At 57.1% G+C, this 15,584-nt stretch carries 14 protein-coding genes; 12 read left to right on the top strand and 2 right to left on the bottom strand.

Features of this window, described 5'->3' with window-relative positions:
• The first annotated feature begins 6 nt into the window (after positions 1 to 6).
• The 10 genes from NKI20_RS13395 (at position 7) to NKI20_RS13350 (ending at position 11,005) form a co-directional block, all read left to right on the top strand.
• Positions 7 to 867: a CgeB family protein gene (locus NKI20_RS13395; RefSeq protein ID WP_352831121.1), complete on the top strand. Its 861-nt coding sequence runs from the start codon at positions 7 to 9 to the stop codon at positions 865 to 867.
• A 1-nt stretch (position 868) separates the two neighbouring features.
• On the top strand, positions 869 to 1,588 hold the full coding sequence (locus NKI20_RS13390) for a glycosyltransferase (RefSeq protein ID WP_352831119.1): 720 nt from the start codon (positions 869 to 871) through the stop codon (positions 1,586 to 1,588).
• A 30-nt stretch (positions 1,589 to 1,618) separates the two neighbouring features.
• Positions 1,619 to 2,398: an ABC transporter permease gene (locus tag NKI20_RS13385; RefSeq protein ID WP_352831117.1), complete on the top strand. Its 780-nt coding sequence runs from the start codon at positions 1,619 to 1,621 to the stop codon at positions 2,396 to 2,398.
• Between the two features lie 161 nt (positions 2,399 to 2,559).
• Positions 2,560 to 3,912, top strand: a complete 1,353-nt coding sequence (locus NKI20_RS13380; RefSeq protein WP_352831115.1) for an ABC transporter ATP-binding protein — start codon at positions 2,560 to 2,562, stop codon at positions 3,910 to 3,912.
• Complete coding sequence (locus NKI20_RS13375) at positions 3,909 to 4,745, top strand: TylF/MycF/NovP-related O-methyltransferase (protein WP_352831112.1); 837 nt, start codon at positions 3,909 to 3,911, stop codon at positions 4,743 to 4,745. Before NKI20_RS13380 ends, NKI20_RS13375 begins: the two co-directional genes overlap by 4 nt.
• 1 nt (position 4,746) lies before the next feature.
• Positions 4,747 to 6,045 (top strand): class I SAM-dependent methyltransferase, encoded by a 1,299-nt coding sequence (locus NKI20_RS13370; RefSeq protein ID WP_352831110.1) that lies wholly within the window; start codon positions 4,747 to 4,749, stop codon positions 6,043 to 6,045.
• Positions 6,042 to 6,944, top strand: coding sequence for a glycosyltransferase family A protein (locus tag NKI20_RS13365; protein WP_352831108.1), 903 nt, complete (start codon positions 6,042 to 6,044; stop codon positions 6,942 to 6,944). Before NKI20_RS13370 ends, NKI20_RS13365 begins: the two co-directional genes overlap by 4 nt.
• 413 nt (positions 6,945 to 7,357) lie before the next feature.
• A complete protein-coding gene (locus NKI20_RS13360; RefSeq protein ID WP_352831106.1) occupies positions 7,358 to 9,346 on the top strand; it encodes an SDR family NAD(P)-dependent oxidoreductase in 1,989 nt (662 codons plus the stop codon).
• Positions 9,347 to 9,418: 72 nt separating this feature from the next.
• On the top strand, positions 9,419 to 10,351 hold the full coding sequence (locus tag NKI20_RS13355) for a glycosyltransferase family 2 protein (protein ID WP_352831104.1): 933 nt from the start codon (positions 9,419 to 9,421) through the stop codon (positions 10,349 to 10,351).
• 114 nt (positions 10,352 to 10,465) lie between these two features.
• A complete protein-coding gene (locus tag NKI20_RS13350; RefSeq protein WP_352831102.1) occupies positions 10,466 to 11,005 on the top strand; it encodes a sugar transferase in 540 nt (179 codons plus the stop codon).
• Between the two features lie 16 nt (positions 11,006 to 11,021).
• Here NKI20_RS13350 and NKI20_RS13345 read toward each other — a convergent pair whose 3' ends face one another.
• Positions 11,022 to 11,969: an NAD-dependent epimerase/dehydratase family protein gene (locus NKI20_RS13345; RefSeq protein ID WP_352831100.1), complete on the bottom strand. Its 948-nt coding sequence runs from the start codon at positions 11,967 to 11,969 to the stop codon at positions 11,022 to 11,024.
• Positions 11,966 to 13,291, bottom strand: coding sequence for an O-antigen ligase family protein (locus NKI20_RS13340; protein ID WP_352831098.1), 1,326 nt, complete (start codon positions 13,289 to 13,291; stop codon positions 11,966 to 11,968). The genes NKI20_RS13345 and NKI20_RS13340 overlap by 4 nt, the downstream gene beginning before the upstream one ends.
• Before the next feature lie 487 nt (positions 13,292 to 13,778).
• On the opposite strand from NKI20_RS13340, the gene cysD reads away from it, so the two are divergent.
• A complete protein-coding gene (gene cysD / locus NKI20_RS13335; protein WP_352735010.1) occupies positions 13,779 to 14,684 on the top strand; it encodes a sulfate adenylyltransferase subunit CysD in 906 nt (301 codons plus the stop codon).
• A 2-nt stretch (positions 14,685 to 14,686) separates the two neighbouring features.
• The coding region (locus tag NKI20_RS13330; RefSeq protein WP_352831096.1) for a sulfate adenylyltransferase subunit 1 at positions 14,687 to 15,584 on the top strand (898 nt) is incomplete at its 3' end.

The raw sequence follows: 15,584 nt of genomic DNA, 5'->3' as shown, positions 1-15,584 counted from the left end.
TCGAAAATGCGGATCGGATTTGTTGGACCTTATACTTACTTCGAGAATCATTTCCCCGAGAACTGGAGGGGAAGAGATGATATATTGTGTCTCGACGTCGATGAGTGGGATTATTCTTTTTTAACCAGGATGATTAATTTCAGGCCCGACTTAACGGTATTCTACAGGCCGGAATTATACCCAAAGAAATATATCAAGTCGATCACGGGAAAAAGAGTCGCTTTCCTTAGTGAGCCAATCCAATTGCCTGGACAATTTGAGACACCGGAAAGCTCACTTCGGAGTAATGTGTATTCCAGAATGAGTTGGGAGAGCTATCACTATTGTTTATATTATGATGCGACTAAAAAGTCCGCTATCGAGAAAAGGAGCTGGCCGATCAATGCTTATCGGCCCTTGCCTATTGATACTTCTGCCTTTCGTCCAAATGCAGGCCGTCGACCGATAGATGTGGCCTTCATAGGTAAGCCGACACCACACAGGGTCGCAGAGCTCGACTTTTTGCGTTCGACGGACTTGAAGTTTGTATGGGTGGCCCATGGATTGTCCGGACGAGCCTTGGCTGCCTTATTCAGAAGATCGAAAGTCGTCCTCAATATTCACGCGGACGAAATGCCTTCTTTTGAGCCGAGAATATATCTTGGGGCAGCCTGTGGCTGTGTGGTCCTGTCTGAGACTACGGGGCAGCGCCCAGAGGTAATGAAGGAATCCATAGTCGAATACACAGGAGCTCTGGATTATGGGAGTATCAAGGGCGCCTTGAGGCTCTTTAGCTCGGGCGGATCACAAAAGACTTCGGTGCTGGAGTCTTCAAGTCTTGGTGTCGGCCGATTTTTGCAAGATCTGGAAGCGGCGATTTCGGTGTAGCATGACGACTATTTCAATAATAACGTGTACCAATAGCGCAAATAATTATCAACGCATGATGGATAGTTTCTCCGCTATTGAGAATGGTTCGTGCGAAGTTGAGTTCGTACCAATTCACGCGGCTAGATCTATGACGTCCGGTTATAATTTGGGAATAGATCGCGCGAGCGGTGACTGGCTGATTTTCTGCCATGACGATATAGAAATCATAAGAAGTAGGAGTCGAATGTTATCTTATGCTTTCGAAGAGTTTGATGTCTTTGGTGTCTGCGGGACAAGTCGCTGTCAATCGTCAAATTGGTATTATTCCGATCCGGGTGATTTGCTTGGGAGGGTTGTTGTTCCCGGCGATTATGCTGGGCAGGAGGACAAGATCGAGGTTTTTTCTCCTGTTGAAGATAATTGCAAAGCTCAGGCTTTGGATGGGATATTCATAGCGTCAAGGGCTAGTGTGGCAAGGGAATTAAGATTCTCAGAGGAGATACCCGGGTTTACGTGCTATGATATTGATTTCTCCTATAGATGCCATATTCACGGATACAACGTTGGTGTTACCGGTGGGCTGCTGATGAAGCACTATAGTAAGGTTGATTCTTTTAGTGAAAGAAAGATGTCGGACTGGAAGTTAAATCAGAGGATTATTTCGACTAAGTTTAATTTTTATCGTAAGTTCGATGATGGAGTGCGGCACTTTACAGTGCCGTTTACCGAGGACCTGTGAAATGGCGCTCAGTTGCTGGAATGACTTGAAATGGGGTTGATTGTGAGCCTCATTCGCCGGGAGATTGCCGGCCGCTATCGCGGCTCTGTGCTGGGGCTGTTGTGGTCGCTGCTGAATCCGTTGTTCATGTTGGCTGTCTACACCTTTGTGTTCGGGGTAGTGATGAAGTCGCGCTGGACGATGCCTGACCAGCAGAGCGCGACACATTCAACTGGTGAGTTCGCGGTTGTCCTGTTCTGTGGGCTTATCGTCTTCCAGTTCTTTGCTGAGGTGGTTTCGCTTGCGCCCGGTTTGATCGTGGCTAACGCCAACTACGTCAAGAAAATCGTGTTCCCGATCCAGATCCTGCCCGTGGTTTCTGCCGGCGCCGCCTTGTTTCATGCGATAGTTAGTCTGTTGGTACTGCTCGTTTTCGCCTATATCGTCTTTGATCATGTCCCGCTGACGGTGCTTTTGGCTCCATTGGTGTTCGCGCCGCTAATCGTGATGGTGCTCGGTATCGCCTGGTTGCTGGCATCGATCGGCGTCTATTTCCGCGATATGAGCCAGATTGTAGCACCGCTGGTGACGGCGACGATGTTTCTGTCACCAGTGTTCTTCCAGAGAACGTCTCTGCCGGCCTGGTTGCAGCCCTGGCTATCGCTCAATCCGCTCGCGATTCCTGTCGAGAGCTTCCGCGACGTGGTGATTTTCGGGCTAAGCCCGGATTGGATAGCGCTGAGCTACTATTCGATTGTTGCGATAGCAGTCGCGTTTCTCGGCTATCAATTCTTTCAAAAGACCCGCAAGGGATTCGCCGATGTTCTCTAGTAAATCGCGGGCAGAAGCCGGCGATAGTAACGGCACCAATTGTATATGATCCTTCATTGTCGGCTGACCGGAGGATCGATTCAGGTAGATGTTGATGTCGCGACTTGGTGGCGAAGCCGCTGTTTTTCGCGTCCGTTTTTTGTATGGGAGGATCATCGCACATGACCAATAGCGATGTTGTCATCCGACTGCAGGATGTGACGAAGGTTTATCGCATCTACGCGCGCCCTAAGGATCGTCTGATCCAAATGGCAACCCTCGGCCGTGTTCGGCGGTTTCGGGAGTATCAAGCCGTAAACGGAGTGTCGTTCGAGATTCTTCGTGGGGAAACGGTTGGAGTTATTGGGCGCAATGGCAGTGGGAAGTCGACGCTTCTCCAGATGATCGGCGGCGGATTGCATCCGACGTCTGGAACCATTGATCAAAATGGCAAGCTGTATTCCCTCCAGCTTGGAACTGGCTTCAATCCGGAATTCACCGGGCGAGAGAATGCTTATCTTGGAGCCGCCATCATCGGAATGTCGAAATCCGAAGCGGAAGGCAAAATGCATTCGATTCTGGAATTTGCCGGCATCGGCGATTTCATCGACCAGCCAGTCAAGACCTATTCAAGTGGCATGTATGCGCGCCTTGCCTTCGCCGTCGCCGCGCATCTGCCTACGGATATTCTGCTGGTAGACGAGGTTCTGGCCGTTGGTGATCTTGCCTTCTCGCAGAAATGCATGCGTTTCATTCGGGAGTTCAAATCACGTGGGACTCTGCTGCTATGTGCGCATGATCTGGGTTCGGTGATGGCGCTATGTTCTCGTGTTGTGTGGATGGACGGTGGAAAGGTTCGAATGATCGGACCGACAAAGGAAGTTTGCGACGAGTACCGCCGTGCGATCGAGCTTGAAGGCGACAGCACGGCCGAGTTGAAATTTGGTGGCCGCCGCGGCGAGCGCCCGCCAGAGACCCCGCCGCCTCCGGACCATCGTTCGGAAATACTGCGGTCGTCCTCTCTCGCCAACGAGATCAAAGTCTTCGATTTTGATGATGATGCCGCTTGGATTGGTACCCGTTCGGGATCGATCGTTTCTGCAGGGTTGAAAAATCCGGCGGGGTTGCCGCTCACCAATCTGTCGGGTGGAGAGAGCATAGTCTTTGAGATCAAGGCGAAGGCAAATACGGACCTTGAGCGTCCAATCCTGGGGTTCACCGTTCGTGACCGACATGGCCAAGCTGTCTTTGGCGACAACACATTCCTGACCTATCGCCACGATGACATCGTCATACCGGCCGGAGAGACGATCATCGCCCGGTTCGCGTTTCAGATGCCCTACCTGCCGACCGGAGATTATGGAATTACGGTCGCATTGGCCACCGGTAACCAGGCAGAACACCTCAAGCAGCACCGCGTCGAAGATGCCATCTTCTTCCACGTTCTCTCATCGCATGTCGCAAAAGGCCTGATGGGGATCCCCATGCAGTCGATCACGATGGAAACGTTAGGCGACCAGGAGATATCCGCATGAAGCATCATGGCGACCTTTATCTCGATCTGCTGAAGCGCTCGCTGCTGAATCGCGTGTATCTCGATAACGAGCTTCGCATCATCTATCTGCGCAACTGCATTGCGGGCTCCGAAGTGTTCGATCCCCGCGTGCTGCACAATATTCGACATGAACGAGCTGATGCCTATGCCGAGATGATGGCAGGGCGCACCGATGGCAGATTCTTCAGCCGCAGTATTCACAATGCGGGATATTCCCATACGATGATCGGGCAGGCGCGTCTGGACATGCTTCATGAGTGCCTCGACACAGTGGTTGGCGACGGCATTCCGGGCGACTTTGTCGAGTGTGGCGTCTGGCGCGGCGGAAGCTGTATTTTTATGGCGGGATATCTTAGGATTAACCCGGCCGAAAACCGCCGGATATTTGTCGCCGACAGCTTCGAAGGACTACCTCCTCCGAGCCTTGCGCAGGATGCCGGACTTGACCTGAGCAAGACAGTCTATCCCGAGCTTGCGGTCGGTGAGGAAACTGTTCGCGAGAACTTTGGAGTTTACGGGCTAGAGTCCGATTCGGTTGTCTTTGCCAAAGGGTGGTTCAAGGACACGCTCCCTCGGCTCCAGACGGGCGAAATTGCCTTGCTTCGTCTCGATGGCGATCTTTATGAGTCTACGATGGACTCCTTGGATGCGCTCTACGAGAAAGTTTCGCCAGGCGGGATTGTGATCATTGATGACTACGGGATAGAGCAATGCCGTCTCGCGGTCGCAGATTATTTTGCGCGAACGTCGCGAGATCTTCCTCAAATGCACCACGTCGATTGGACGGGCGTTTGGTTCCGCAAGGCTGCGTAAAATGGACTATCTCGAAGCCCTCTCGTTGATACACAAGATATTGCAACCCAGGAACTATCTTGAAATTGGTTCTCGCTTTGGCCACAGCCTTGCTTTGTCGGAGGCGCCATCAATTGGGATCGATCCGGACTATGAAATCAGGGCGCCACTGAAGGCGCCAACGCGTTTGTTTGCTGAGACAAGCGACGACTTCTTCAAGCGTGATGTCGCTGCGCTGGTGGGTGGCTCGGTCGATCTCGCCTTTATCGATGGCATGCACAACGCGGAGTTTGCGCTCCGCGATTTCATCAATTGTGAACGCGTGAGTCACGCCCAGGGCGCCATTGTGATCGACGATGTCTTGCCACGCGACATTGCTCACGCGAGCCGTGAGCGCAATACTCAGGTTTGGACGGGCGATATCTATAAGCTGGTTACGATATTGCGGAAATTCCGACCTGACCTGATCGTGGAAACGTACGATGTCGAGATGAAGGGTCTGTGTATCGTTTCCGGATTGAAGCCGGGCGACCCCACCCTCTCGGAAGCATATCGCGACATCGAGGCCGGGATTCTGGACGGCCACTACCAATTGGATACAATCGAGGAAATCACCCGGATTGTCGCGCCGCGTCCGACGGCCTCTTTGCAAGCTGATCTTGGGCTATTGAACGAGCGCCGCTCGAAACGAAGCTACGTGACCGGCTTGGCTGGCGCCAGTCTGCCTGGTTATCATGCCGGGACGATGGAATATCGTTACCGTGGCATTCAGTGTTTAAAAAGCCCTGTTGACATCGCAATCTATCTGCGGTTGCTGGACCAACTGCGGCCTGCATCGATCATCGAGATCGGATCGAAACATGGCGGAAGCGCCATGCTGTTCCGAGACATGTGCAGGGCAATGGATATCCAGGCCCGGATTGTTTCGATCGATCCGGATCAGCCAGGCGTGCCCGCTTCGGAAGGAATTCGGTTCGTCCAAGGCGATGCCGCCAATCTTGAGGTTCCGTTCCGCCAGCATGGACTTTTTGACTTGCCGCGGCCCTGGCTGGTGATCGAGGATTCGGCTCATAGCTACGCCGTTTGCACCTCGGTTCTGGAGTTTTTCGAAGAGCATCTTCGCGCCGGCGAGTATCTCGTCATGGAGGACGGCGTGCTTGACGATCTCGGATGGTCGGCCCGTTATCAAGGTGGACCCAACAGAGCGATTGCGGAATTTCTTGCCAAAGGTTCCGGGTCTTTTGAAATAGACGTCGCCTGCTGTGACATGTTCGGTCAGAACATGACTTACAATCCCAATGGATATCTGCGAAGGACATGAGGCTTTTCTCACGAAAGCGTCGACCGTTCCTGTCGGTGATCATCTGCATCAATAATATGGCAAGAGAGGCACCGCGTACGATCCTGTCCGCTTGCCGCCCTTATCAACAAAATGTCTCGTCGGAGGACTATGAGGTCATTGTCGTCGACAATGGCTCGGCCGTTCCTTTTACGCTGCGCAATAGCGCCGGTTTGTCGCCGGCTCCCCGGATTGTCAGCATGCCCGACCCACAACCGTCCCCTGTCTTTGCGCTTAATTGGGCAGCAAGGCACGTGGCCAAAGGCACGCATATCCTCTTTGCAATCGACGGCGCCCGTATCTTTTCCGATCAACTGATCGCCAACATGTTGAAAGCACACTCAATGTGTGCGGATGCATTCGTCTATACGCTGGGCTGCCATCTCGGGCCGAGCGTGCAGATGGTTTCGACCACCCAAGGATACAACGAGGCAGTGGAAGATAGGCTTATCGCGGATAGTGGCTGGCCTTCGAAGCCATCCGCTCTCTATGATATTTCCGTATTTGCGGGATCATCCACCAACGGCTTCTGGAATCCCATCGTCGAGAGCAACGCGTTCTCTTTGCCGCGCCATCTCCTGGACGCCATCGGCGGCTATCACACGGGCTTTATTTCCCCAGGCGGAGGCTTGGCCAATCTCGAGATTTTTGCACGCTACGTACAACGCCCGGATGCTAAAAACGTATGCTTGCTGTCAGACATGACATTTCATCAGGTTCATGGCGGAATCGCAACTTCAGGGAAGGTTCAGTTTTCCACGTTCGATGCAGAGTACCGCTCAATTTTTCAGCGCGGATATGTTCAGCCGTCTTTTGAAGCAATTTATCTTGGGCCCCTTCGCCCGGAGGCTGCGAAATTTGCGCGCATAGGCCTCCTGTAATGCGTTTAATGCTGGCAATGGGTAGGCGACGACAGTCAAGGCAACGAACTTCGGAGCCTTCGCCGGCGCGTAGGCTGACGGAAACGAAAAACCCACCTGTACGGCGGGTCACTGGCGCAAATCAGCACCATAGTTAAATATGTACCATAGCTGAGGTCACGAGGTCAAGAAAAAATTCCTATCATGAAAAGCTGCCGGCACAAAAGCTGCCACAGGACCTCGGATTGAGAAAGCAACCCCTCAGTCAGGTGTATTTCCCCAAAAAACCTCTGGCTATGCCTTCAACCTCGCAGTATGCGATACAGGACGGCGGGGGCCGGGGATAGCACTTTTGAGAAAGTGGATGCGAAGCATCTTCGTGTTAGCGTCTTGGCGGTGTTCATATCCGTGAGCCTGGAGTCTAGTGCCTTCCGATGAATTCTTACCTCGAATCAGTATTCGGGCTCCGGCCACAGGTGCGGCGCGCCTTCATCATGGTCCAGGACGTGGTCATGGTCCTGGTCGCCGTGGCGCTCAGCCTCGTGCTTTCGCGGTCGGATCTTTCGTTCGAAGCGCTGTCCAACGAGGGTTTGGCAACCTGGGCGGCCATTGTTCTCATCAGCCATCTGCTGTTCAGATATTCTGGCCTCTACACGACCGTCTGGCGCTTTGCCTCGACGCCGGACTTTTTCAACATCCTGAAGAGCTGCGCGATTTTGACGATCGCTCTGTATGCCACTTCGCGCGTGGTTCGTTCTTTCCAACCGGTGCAAGGGCTCAACGAGCGCCAGTTCATCGTCTTCTTCCTCGTCTCCTTCACGATCATATCGGCGCCGCGGCTGTTCTACCGCTTCCTGCGTGACGGCGCGAGCTGGGGCATTCTGAGCCGCAAGACCGGCGAGACCGAGGTCAAGCGCGCGCTGTTCGTCGGCCGGCTCGGCGAGGCCGACCTGATCATCCGCTTCACGCGCACGGCGCAGCCGGCGGACTATTCGATCGCAGGCATCATGGCGACCGAGCGCGGCGCGCCGTTGGGCACGCGCATACAGGGTGTTCCCGTCGTGGCGACCCTGCCGCGTCTGATCGACGTTTTGGAAGACTATGCGAGCGGCACCAAAAGCCTGGACCTGCTGATTTTCGGCAGTGGCGCCGAGCACGAGATCGAGGACTATTCCGAACTCGTCCGCGTCGCCCGGCACGGCGACATAAATGTGGTGCAGTTCTCCGGTCTGTCGGAGCTTGAGCGGCACGGAAAGCTGGTTCTCGACACCGTCGAGATGGAAACGATCCTGCGCCGTCCGACAGTAGCGTCCGATATCGAGCGCATCGGCGCTTTTATCGGCGGCAAGCGTGTCCTGGTCACGGGCGGTGCCGGCTCGATCGGCCGAACGCTGGTCAAACGGTCGCTGGAACTGGGAGCGGAGGCGGTGCTGGTCGCGGACAATTCCGAGTTCGGCATCTTCCAACTCAGTCAGTATATTGACGAGAACGACCACGACCGCCTCAAGGTCCGCATCGTCGACGTCGCGGACCGGCGCCAGATAACGCGGGTCGTCACCGAATTCCGGCCTGATATCATTTTTCATGCCGCCGCGCTCAAACACGTTCCGCTGCTGGAGGAAAACTGGGATTCGGCCATCCAGACCAATATTTTCGGAACGCTGGTCTGTGCCGAGGTCGCGGCCAAATGCGGGGTTGCGCAGTTTGTCCTGATATCGAGCGACAAGGCGGTGGATCCCTCATCGGTGCTTGGCATGACGAAGCGGGCCGCCGAACAGATCGTCAGCGCCTTGCATGGGACGCCGGCGGCCGAGCCGGGCGGGCGTCGCTCCGCCACCAAGTTCATAGCCGTGCGGTTCGGCAATGTCTTTGGCAGCAATGGTTCGGTTGCGACCATATTCCAGGCGCAGATCGAGGCCGGGGGGCCAGTCACCATCACCGACCAGCGCATGACACGCTATTTCATGACCGTGGCCGAAGCCGTCGATCTCGTCATCATGTCGGCGGCCGATGCCGCGTCGCGGCAGAGCGGGGACGATTATGCCGTCTATATGCTCGACATGGGCAAGCCGGTGCCGATTCTTGAAGTGGCCGAAACGATGATCCGCCTGTCCGGAAAGAGCCCGTACAAGGACATCGCAATCAGGTTCACCGGTATAAGGCCTGGCGAAAAGCTCCACGAAACGCTGCATGGCGAAGACGAGGAACTCGTCGAACTCGACATTTCGAAGATTTTTGGCCTCAGCACGGACGTCGTGGAATGGTCGGATGTCCAGGTCGCGCTCACGGCGCTGCAGCAGGCAGCAAAAAATCAGGACAAGGCTGCCGCGCTCGCCGTGCTGGCAGGCCTTGACCGCGCCAAGAAGGCCAGGGGAAGCATTCATCAAGATGCGATCCCGAAAACGGTCGGGCAGGCGGGCTAAGCCGCTCTTCTTCCGACGCGACCATGATATGGGATCCGGAAATCTCTGGCATATGCAAGGTGTTTGACGTTCGTGGATAAAGCAGACCTGCGCATCGCAGTCCTGATGGGCACGAAAGATGGCGCCGCCTTCATCGATGAGCAGCTGCAGTCGCTGCTCGCCCAGTCGCACCGTCTGGTCGACCTGTGGATATCCGACGATGGTTCCATCGATGGTACGACCGCGATTATCGAGGCATGGCAATCCCGCTGGCCCAAGGGTCGAATGACCCTTGTGGAGGGGCCGCGGCAAGGATTCGCGGCCAATTTCCGGTCGATGATCCTTGATCGACGTATCGATGCGGACGGCTATGCCTTCTGCGACCAGGACGATATCTGGGAGCCCGACAGGCTGGAAAGCGCCATCAGCTGGATGCAGGGCCACGATGCAAAGACGCCGCTGATGTATTGCTCGCGAACCGCGACCATGACCGAAACGGGAAGCCTTGTAGGCCATTCGCCGCTGTTTGCCCGGCCGCCGTCCTTTCGCAACGCGCTTGTGCAAAGCATCGCCGGCGGCAACACCATCCTACTCAACGCCGCGGCACGCGACCTGCTGGCCAAAGCCTGCGCGCGGACCGGCTTCGTCAGCCACGACTGGTGGGCCTATCTCATCGTGACCGCTGCCGGCGGCATCGTCCGCTACGATCCGCGGCCACTTGTGCGCTACCGGCAGCACGCCGCGAACCTGGTTGGCGCCAACGTGTCGTGGAAGGCAAGGGCTTCCCGGCTTGGCCGCCTGTTCAAAGGCGAGTTTGCCGGCTGGACGGATCTCAACCTTGATGGACTTGCCGTCAATCGCGACCTGCTGACCGAGGACGCGGCGGCGTGCCTCGACCTGTTCATCCGCGGGCGGCAGGGCAGTCTTATTCATCGCTTGGCAGGCTTGCGCAAAAGCGGTGTCTATCGGCAGACGGTTTCCGGCACCCTGGGGCTCTATCTCGCTTTCATCCTCGGGCGCATCTGAGCGTCGAACGGCTGCGTGGCGCCCTTGGTCGAGAGATGAGCTCATGCTACGTCGACCCGGGCCTCGCCTGCGGCGTCGCCTCGGGACTTTGGCAAGGAGCATGATCGATCGTTCATGAAGGCAACCAAGCACATCTTCGATCTTGCCGGTGCGGCTCTGCTGCTGGTGGCCACATCTCCCGTTCTGGCGCTTGCCGTCCTTGCCGTTCGGGTTTCGTCACCCGGTCCCGCTATCTTTTCGCAGACGCGGGTCGGCCGCGACGGGCGGCTTTTTCGCTGTCACAAATTGCGCACAATGTATGTCGGGACCCCGTCATTGCCCTCGCATGAGGCACCACCGAATTCCGTGACATCGGTCGGAAAAGTCCTGCGGAAGTTCAAGCTCGATGAGTTGCCGCAATTCTGGAACGTTCTGAAGGGCGAGATGAGCCTGGTCGGCCCGCGCCCCTGTCTGCCGACCCAAGCGGAATTGATCGAGTGCCGCAGGCGGCTGGGGGTTCTGGCGGCGCTCCCGGGCATTACTGGCCTGGCCCAGATCAAGGGCATCGACATGTCGAACCCGAAGCTTCTGGCTGAAACGGATGCCGCCTATCTCGGTGCGGCGTCATTCTGGCTCGACCTTCGGATTCTGCTTGGAACGTTCTATCGAAGCTGACTGGCCATCATCATGGTCAAACAAGGAGTCGGGATTTACCAAGCCGCGCTAGCTCCGCCAGCCTTTCCAGCGTGCCGGTTTCAGGCCTCCACCCCTGCGATATCAGCAGGGCAGGGTCGCATATCTGTGTCGCGGTCAGACTGTCCCAAAACGCCCGCCTGCCCAGCACGGCCGCCGCCGGTCGTATCAGGCCGGCTGGTATGGCCATCACACGCATCGGCCGCCCGAAACCTCTGCGAAACGCGGCGATGATGGCCTCGACTGCGATCGGCGACACATCGGCGCCGACATAGATCTGACGAAGTGACCCCGAATGGCTCAAAAGGTGCGACACCGCCCGTACTGCCGCCCCGGATGACATCAGCGAGCGGGTTCCCGTCAAGGCGCCGGTCGGCAGCGGCAGCGCCGTATCGGCAAGGCGCATCAGCGTCGCGAGATTGCCCTTCATGCCGTTTCCATAGACCGGGGGCAGGCGCAACACGGCGGCGTCGGAGCGGCCTTGCGACGCATAGGCGCCCAAAACCTCAATCTCGCCTTCGCGTTTGGAGCGTCCATAGACGCATTGCGGGGCAGGAAGCGTGTTTTCGTCGATCGTTGCGCTGACGCGAGCACCGACCACGGCCCGGATCGAGGAGAGATGGATGAAGCGTCCGCTTACTTGTGCCGCCGCCGCATGCGCCAGCCGCGCGCTCAATTCCACATTGGCCGCCCAATAGTCGGCTTCGGTGGCATTGCCCCGATCATTATTGAGGCCGGCACAATGGACGACGTGGGTCACATCCCTGGTGAGTGCCAGGAAGGCCGCGGCCGGTGCATCGAAATTGGGCATCAGCACTGCGCCATCCCCCGATCCAAGCCTTTCCGGATGGCGGGAAGCGAGACGAAGCTCGGCGCCGGCTTGGCGAAGTTTTTGCACGATAAGGCGCCCGATGAAACCCGTCGCGCCCGTGACCAGGACCTTCATCGCCTTGCCCGCAACAGCTCTTGGGTGGCTGCCGGAAGCTCCTGCTCTTCCATTACTGGTGGAGGTGCATGCTTTGCCGTCAACGGAGCCTGACGGCCGGAGGCAAGATACGTTCCACACACCAGGAAGACCATCAGCACTGAGTCCAGAATGTCATGGCCGACCAGGATGCCCGTCATTCCGGCCGTGAGATAGGTTATCACCACGACGACAATCATGGTGGCGCCGAACCGTTCGACCGGATCACTGCTGTTTCGCAAGACCCGGGCGGCATTTCCAGCGGCAACGACAAAGATCGCCGCCAGCGTCACGGCGCCCAGAATTCCGGCCTGCACCAAAGCAGTCAGGAAGCCGTTGTGGAAATGATTGAAGCCGGCGTCCATCGCGAACTGATCATGAAAGCCTTGCTTGATCAAAGACTGGGTCGCACCCACCCCATGTCCGAACAGCGGCATGTCATGGAATGCTTTGAGGCCGATCTCCCAAAGCGCCAAACGTATTCCCAGTGAGCTGTCGTAATTGCCCTGCGCGCCAAGCGCATTCCAATCGGAGTGCAGAAAGGCGACGCGCCCGGATATCGCCTGGAAGCCGAAGGCGGCGACCACGACGCCGACTGCCACCAGCAGCAGAAGCACACGAGCGGCATTCCTGCCTCTGAGCCTCTGATGGTTAACAAGCAAAACAGCGATACCGGCAATCAGCAGTGCCAGCCAAACGATACGCGAACCGGAATAGATCATGGCAATCGTCCCGGCTAGCGCGGCGTGGAAGACGGGACTCCGGGCTCGCTCTATGCCTGACAAGGCACCGGCCACACAGACCATCACAGCAAGGCAGAGGACGGTTGCGAAGATGATCGGATTGCCGGCCCCGCCCTCGGCCCTGACCCCAATCCAATATTGCTGGATGACAGCCATCGGCAGCGCGACAAAACAGGCGACCATGCTGCTGAGTACGATGATGCGGGCAAGCGTGGTTTTCTGCGTGATGCTCCAGGTCGAATAGGAGACGGGGAAAAACAGGAAGGTGAAGAGCGGGATAAGGTGCGGCGCATCGCGGACGAACGAGTTGTTGACGACGGAAGCCAGGAGATTGGCCGCGCAGTAGGCATAGATCGCGACTGTCAGCCAGATCACCGGCCGGTCTGCGTTAAAGCGCCTTTTCCCAGATGCAATCAGTACGATGGAAGCTAGGGCCCCGCCATTGAAAACAAAACTGACCACCGATCCCAGAACCGGTGGAAAAAAGAAGCAAAGAATGGAGAAGTAGATATTGATCCACGAAGGCGTGAATTGCTGTCTCAGGGATGAAAGCCGGTTCAATTGTCGGGCTCGCTATTTTTCGGGAAGTTCATGCGGCGGATCTTGTCTGGCGAAGTAGAATGCCTCGCCCCGAATTACCACCCTTCATCATGCACTTGCCCGCTTCCCAAGGCTGGTATAGCGGCTGGGTTCGCTTTTCGAAAGTGTGTCGGGCCGCTTGCCGCTGAAAAATCGGCAGCCTGCGCCGATCGATCTGGAGAATTCCTGGGAAGGGCAGTCGCATGTCTATCCAAGCAATATTTTTCCCGGGATTTCCCGGACGTCTGACCCACGAGTAGGAATTTCCGAGTTTGGCGGCATCCTTGGAAAATTCATTCCCGAACCGTGCGTCGGCGCGCCAGTCTTGCATTGTTCTTGGCAACGGCGATCTGCTAGAACGCCGGCTTGAGAGAGATTGTCCAGAAGCAGGGCTTGAACCGGGCGCAAAAAGCTCGATGATTTGAGGCGAAATCTTCTGTTGGAAGGTACGAAAGAACGCTCACAGTCCATGACAACAGAGCTTACGCATCTTCAGCGGCTTGAAGCCGAATCCATCCACATATTCCGCGAGGTTGCGGCCGTCTTTTCCAAGCCGGTCATGCTCTATTCGGTCGGCAAGGATTCATCCGTGCTGATGCATCTCGCGATGAAGGCGTTCTATCCCGCCAAGCCGCCGTTCCCGTTTCTCCACGTCGATACGACGTGGAAGTTCCGTGAGATGATCGCCTTTCGCGATCTGATGGCGCAAAAACTCGGCTTCGATCTCCTGGTTCACGTCAACGAAGATGGTGTGCGCGACAACATCAATCCGTTCGATCATGGCTCGAACACGCACACCCATGTGATGAAGACAGTGGCGCTGCGCCAGGCGCTCGACAAATATGGTTTCGACGCGGCCTTTGGCGGCGCTCGCCGCGACGAGGAGAAGTCGCGCGCCAAGGAGCGCATCTTTTCCTTCCGCAACGCCCAGCATGTGTGGGATCCCAAGAACCAACGCCCCGAGATGTGGAAGATATTCAACACCCGTGTTGCATCGGGTGAATCGATCCGCGTCTTTCCGCTCTCGAACTGGACCGAACTCGACATCTGGCAGTACATCCTGCAGGAGAGTATCCCGATCGTGCCGCTCTATTTCGCCAAGGAGCGGCCGGTGGTGGAACGCGACGGCATGCTGATCCTGCGCGATGATGAGCGCATGAAACTGCGCCCCGGCGAGACGGTGGAGAACCGGCTGGTGCGTTTCCGCACGCTGGGCTGCTACCCGCTGACCGGTGCGATCGAATCGGGTGCCGACACGCTGGAAGCCATCGTCGGTGAGATGCTGACCGCGCGCACCTCCGAACGGCAGGGTCGCCTGATCGACCGCGACGAAGCCGGCTCGATGGAAAAGAAGAAGCGCGAGGGGTACTTTTGACCATGCGCCACATCATGGCAAAGAGCCTCGCACCCACCGACGGCGTCCGCGACTATCTGGCGGCGCAGGAGAAGAAGTCGCTGCTGCGCTTCCTGACCTGCGGTTCGGTCGATGACGGCAAGTCGACGCTGATCGGGCGCCTGCTTTCCGACACCAAGCAGATTTTCGAGGACCAGCTCGCCGCGCTCGAACGCGATTCGCGCAAGCATGGCACGACCGGCGACGACATCGATTTCGCGCTTCTGGTCGACGGTCTCGAGGCCGAGCGCGAGCAAGGCATCACCATCGACGTCGCCTACCGCTTCTTCGCCACGCCGAAGCGCAAGTTCATCGTCGCCGACACGCCCGGTCACGAGCAGTACACGCGCAACATGGCGACCGGCGCCTCGACCGCCGACCTGGCGATCGTGCTGATCGATGCGCGGCAAGGGGTGCTGCGCCAGACCAGGCGCCATTCGATCATCGCCTCGCTGCTCGGCATCCGCCACATCGTGCTGGCCGTCAACAAGATCGATCTGGTCGGGTTCGACCAGGCGGTGTTCGAGCGGATCGTTGAAGACTACCGGCAATTCTCGCGCGATCTCGGCTTCCAGACCATCGTGCCGATCCCGATGTCGGCTCGTTATGGCGACAACGTCAGCCGCCGCTCGGACAACATGGAGTGGCATTCCGGGCCGACGCTGATCGAGCATCTCGAAACCGTGTCGGTCGATGCAGCGGTGGTCGACCTGCCGTTCCGTTTTCCGGTCCAGTATGTCAATCGCCCCAATCTCGACTTTCGCGGTTTTGCCGGCACGATCGCCTCCGGCTCGGTTGCGTCAGGCGACGAGATCGTTGTCGCCAAGTCCGGCAAGTCTTCGCGCGTCAAGCGGATCGTCTCGCATGGCGGCGACCTCGCCC

The sequence above is a fragment of the Mesorhizobium sp. M0830 genome (assembly GCF_040319965.1).
In the GTDB taxonomy this organism is placed as follows: Bacteria; Pseudomonadota; Alphaproteobacteria; order Rhizobiales; family Rhizobiaceae; genus Mesorhizobium.
Note: the sequence above shows the minus strand (reverse complement) of the source record. Positions and strands in the feature narration are given on the sequence as shown.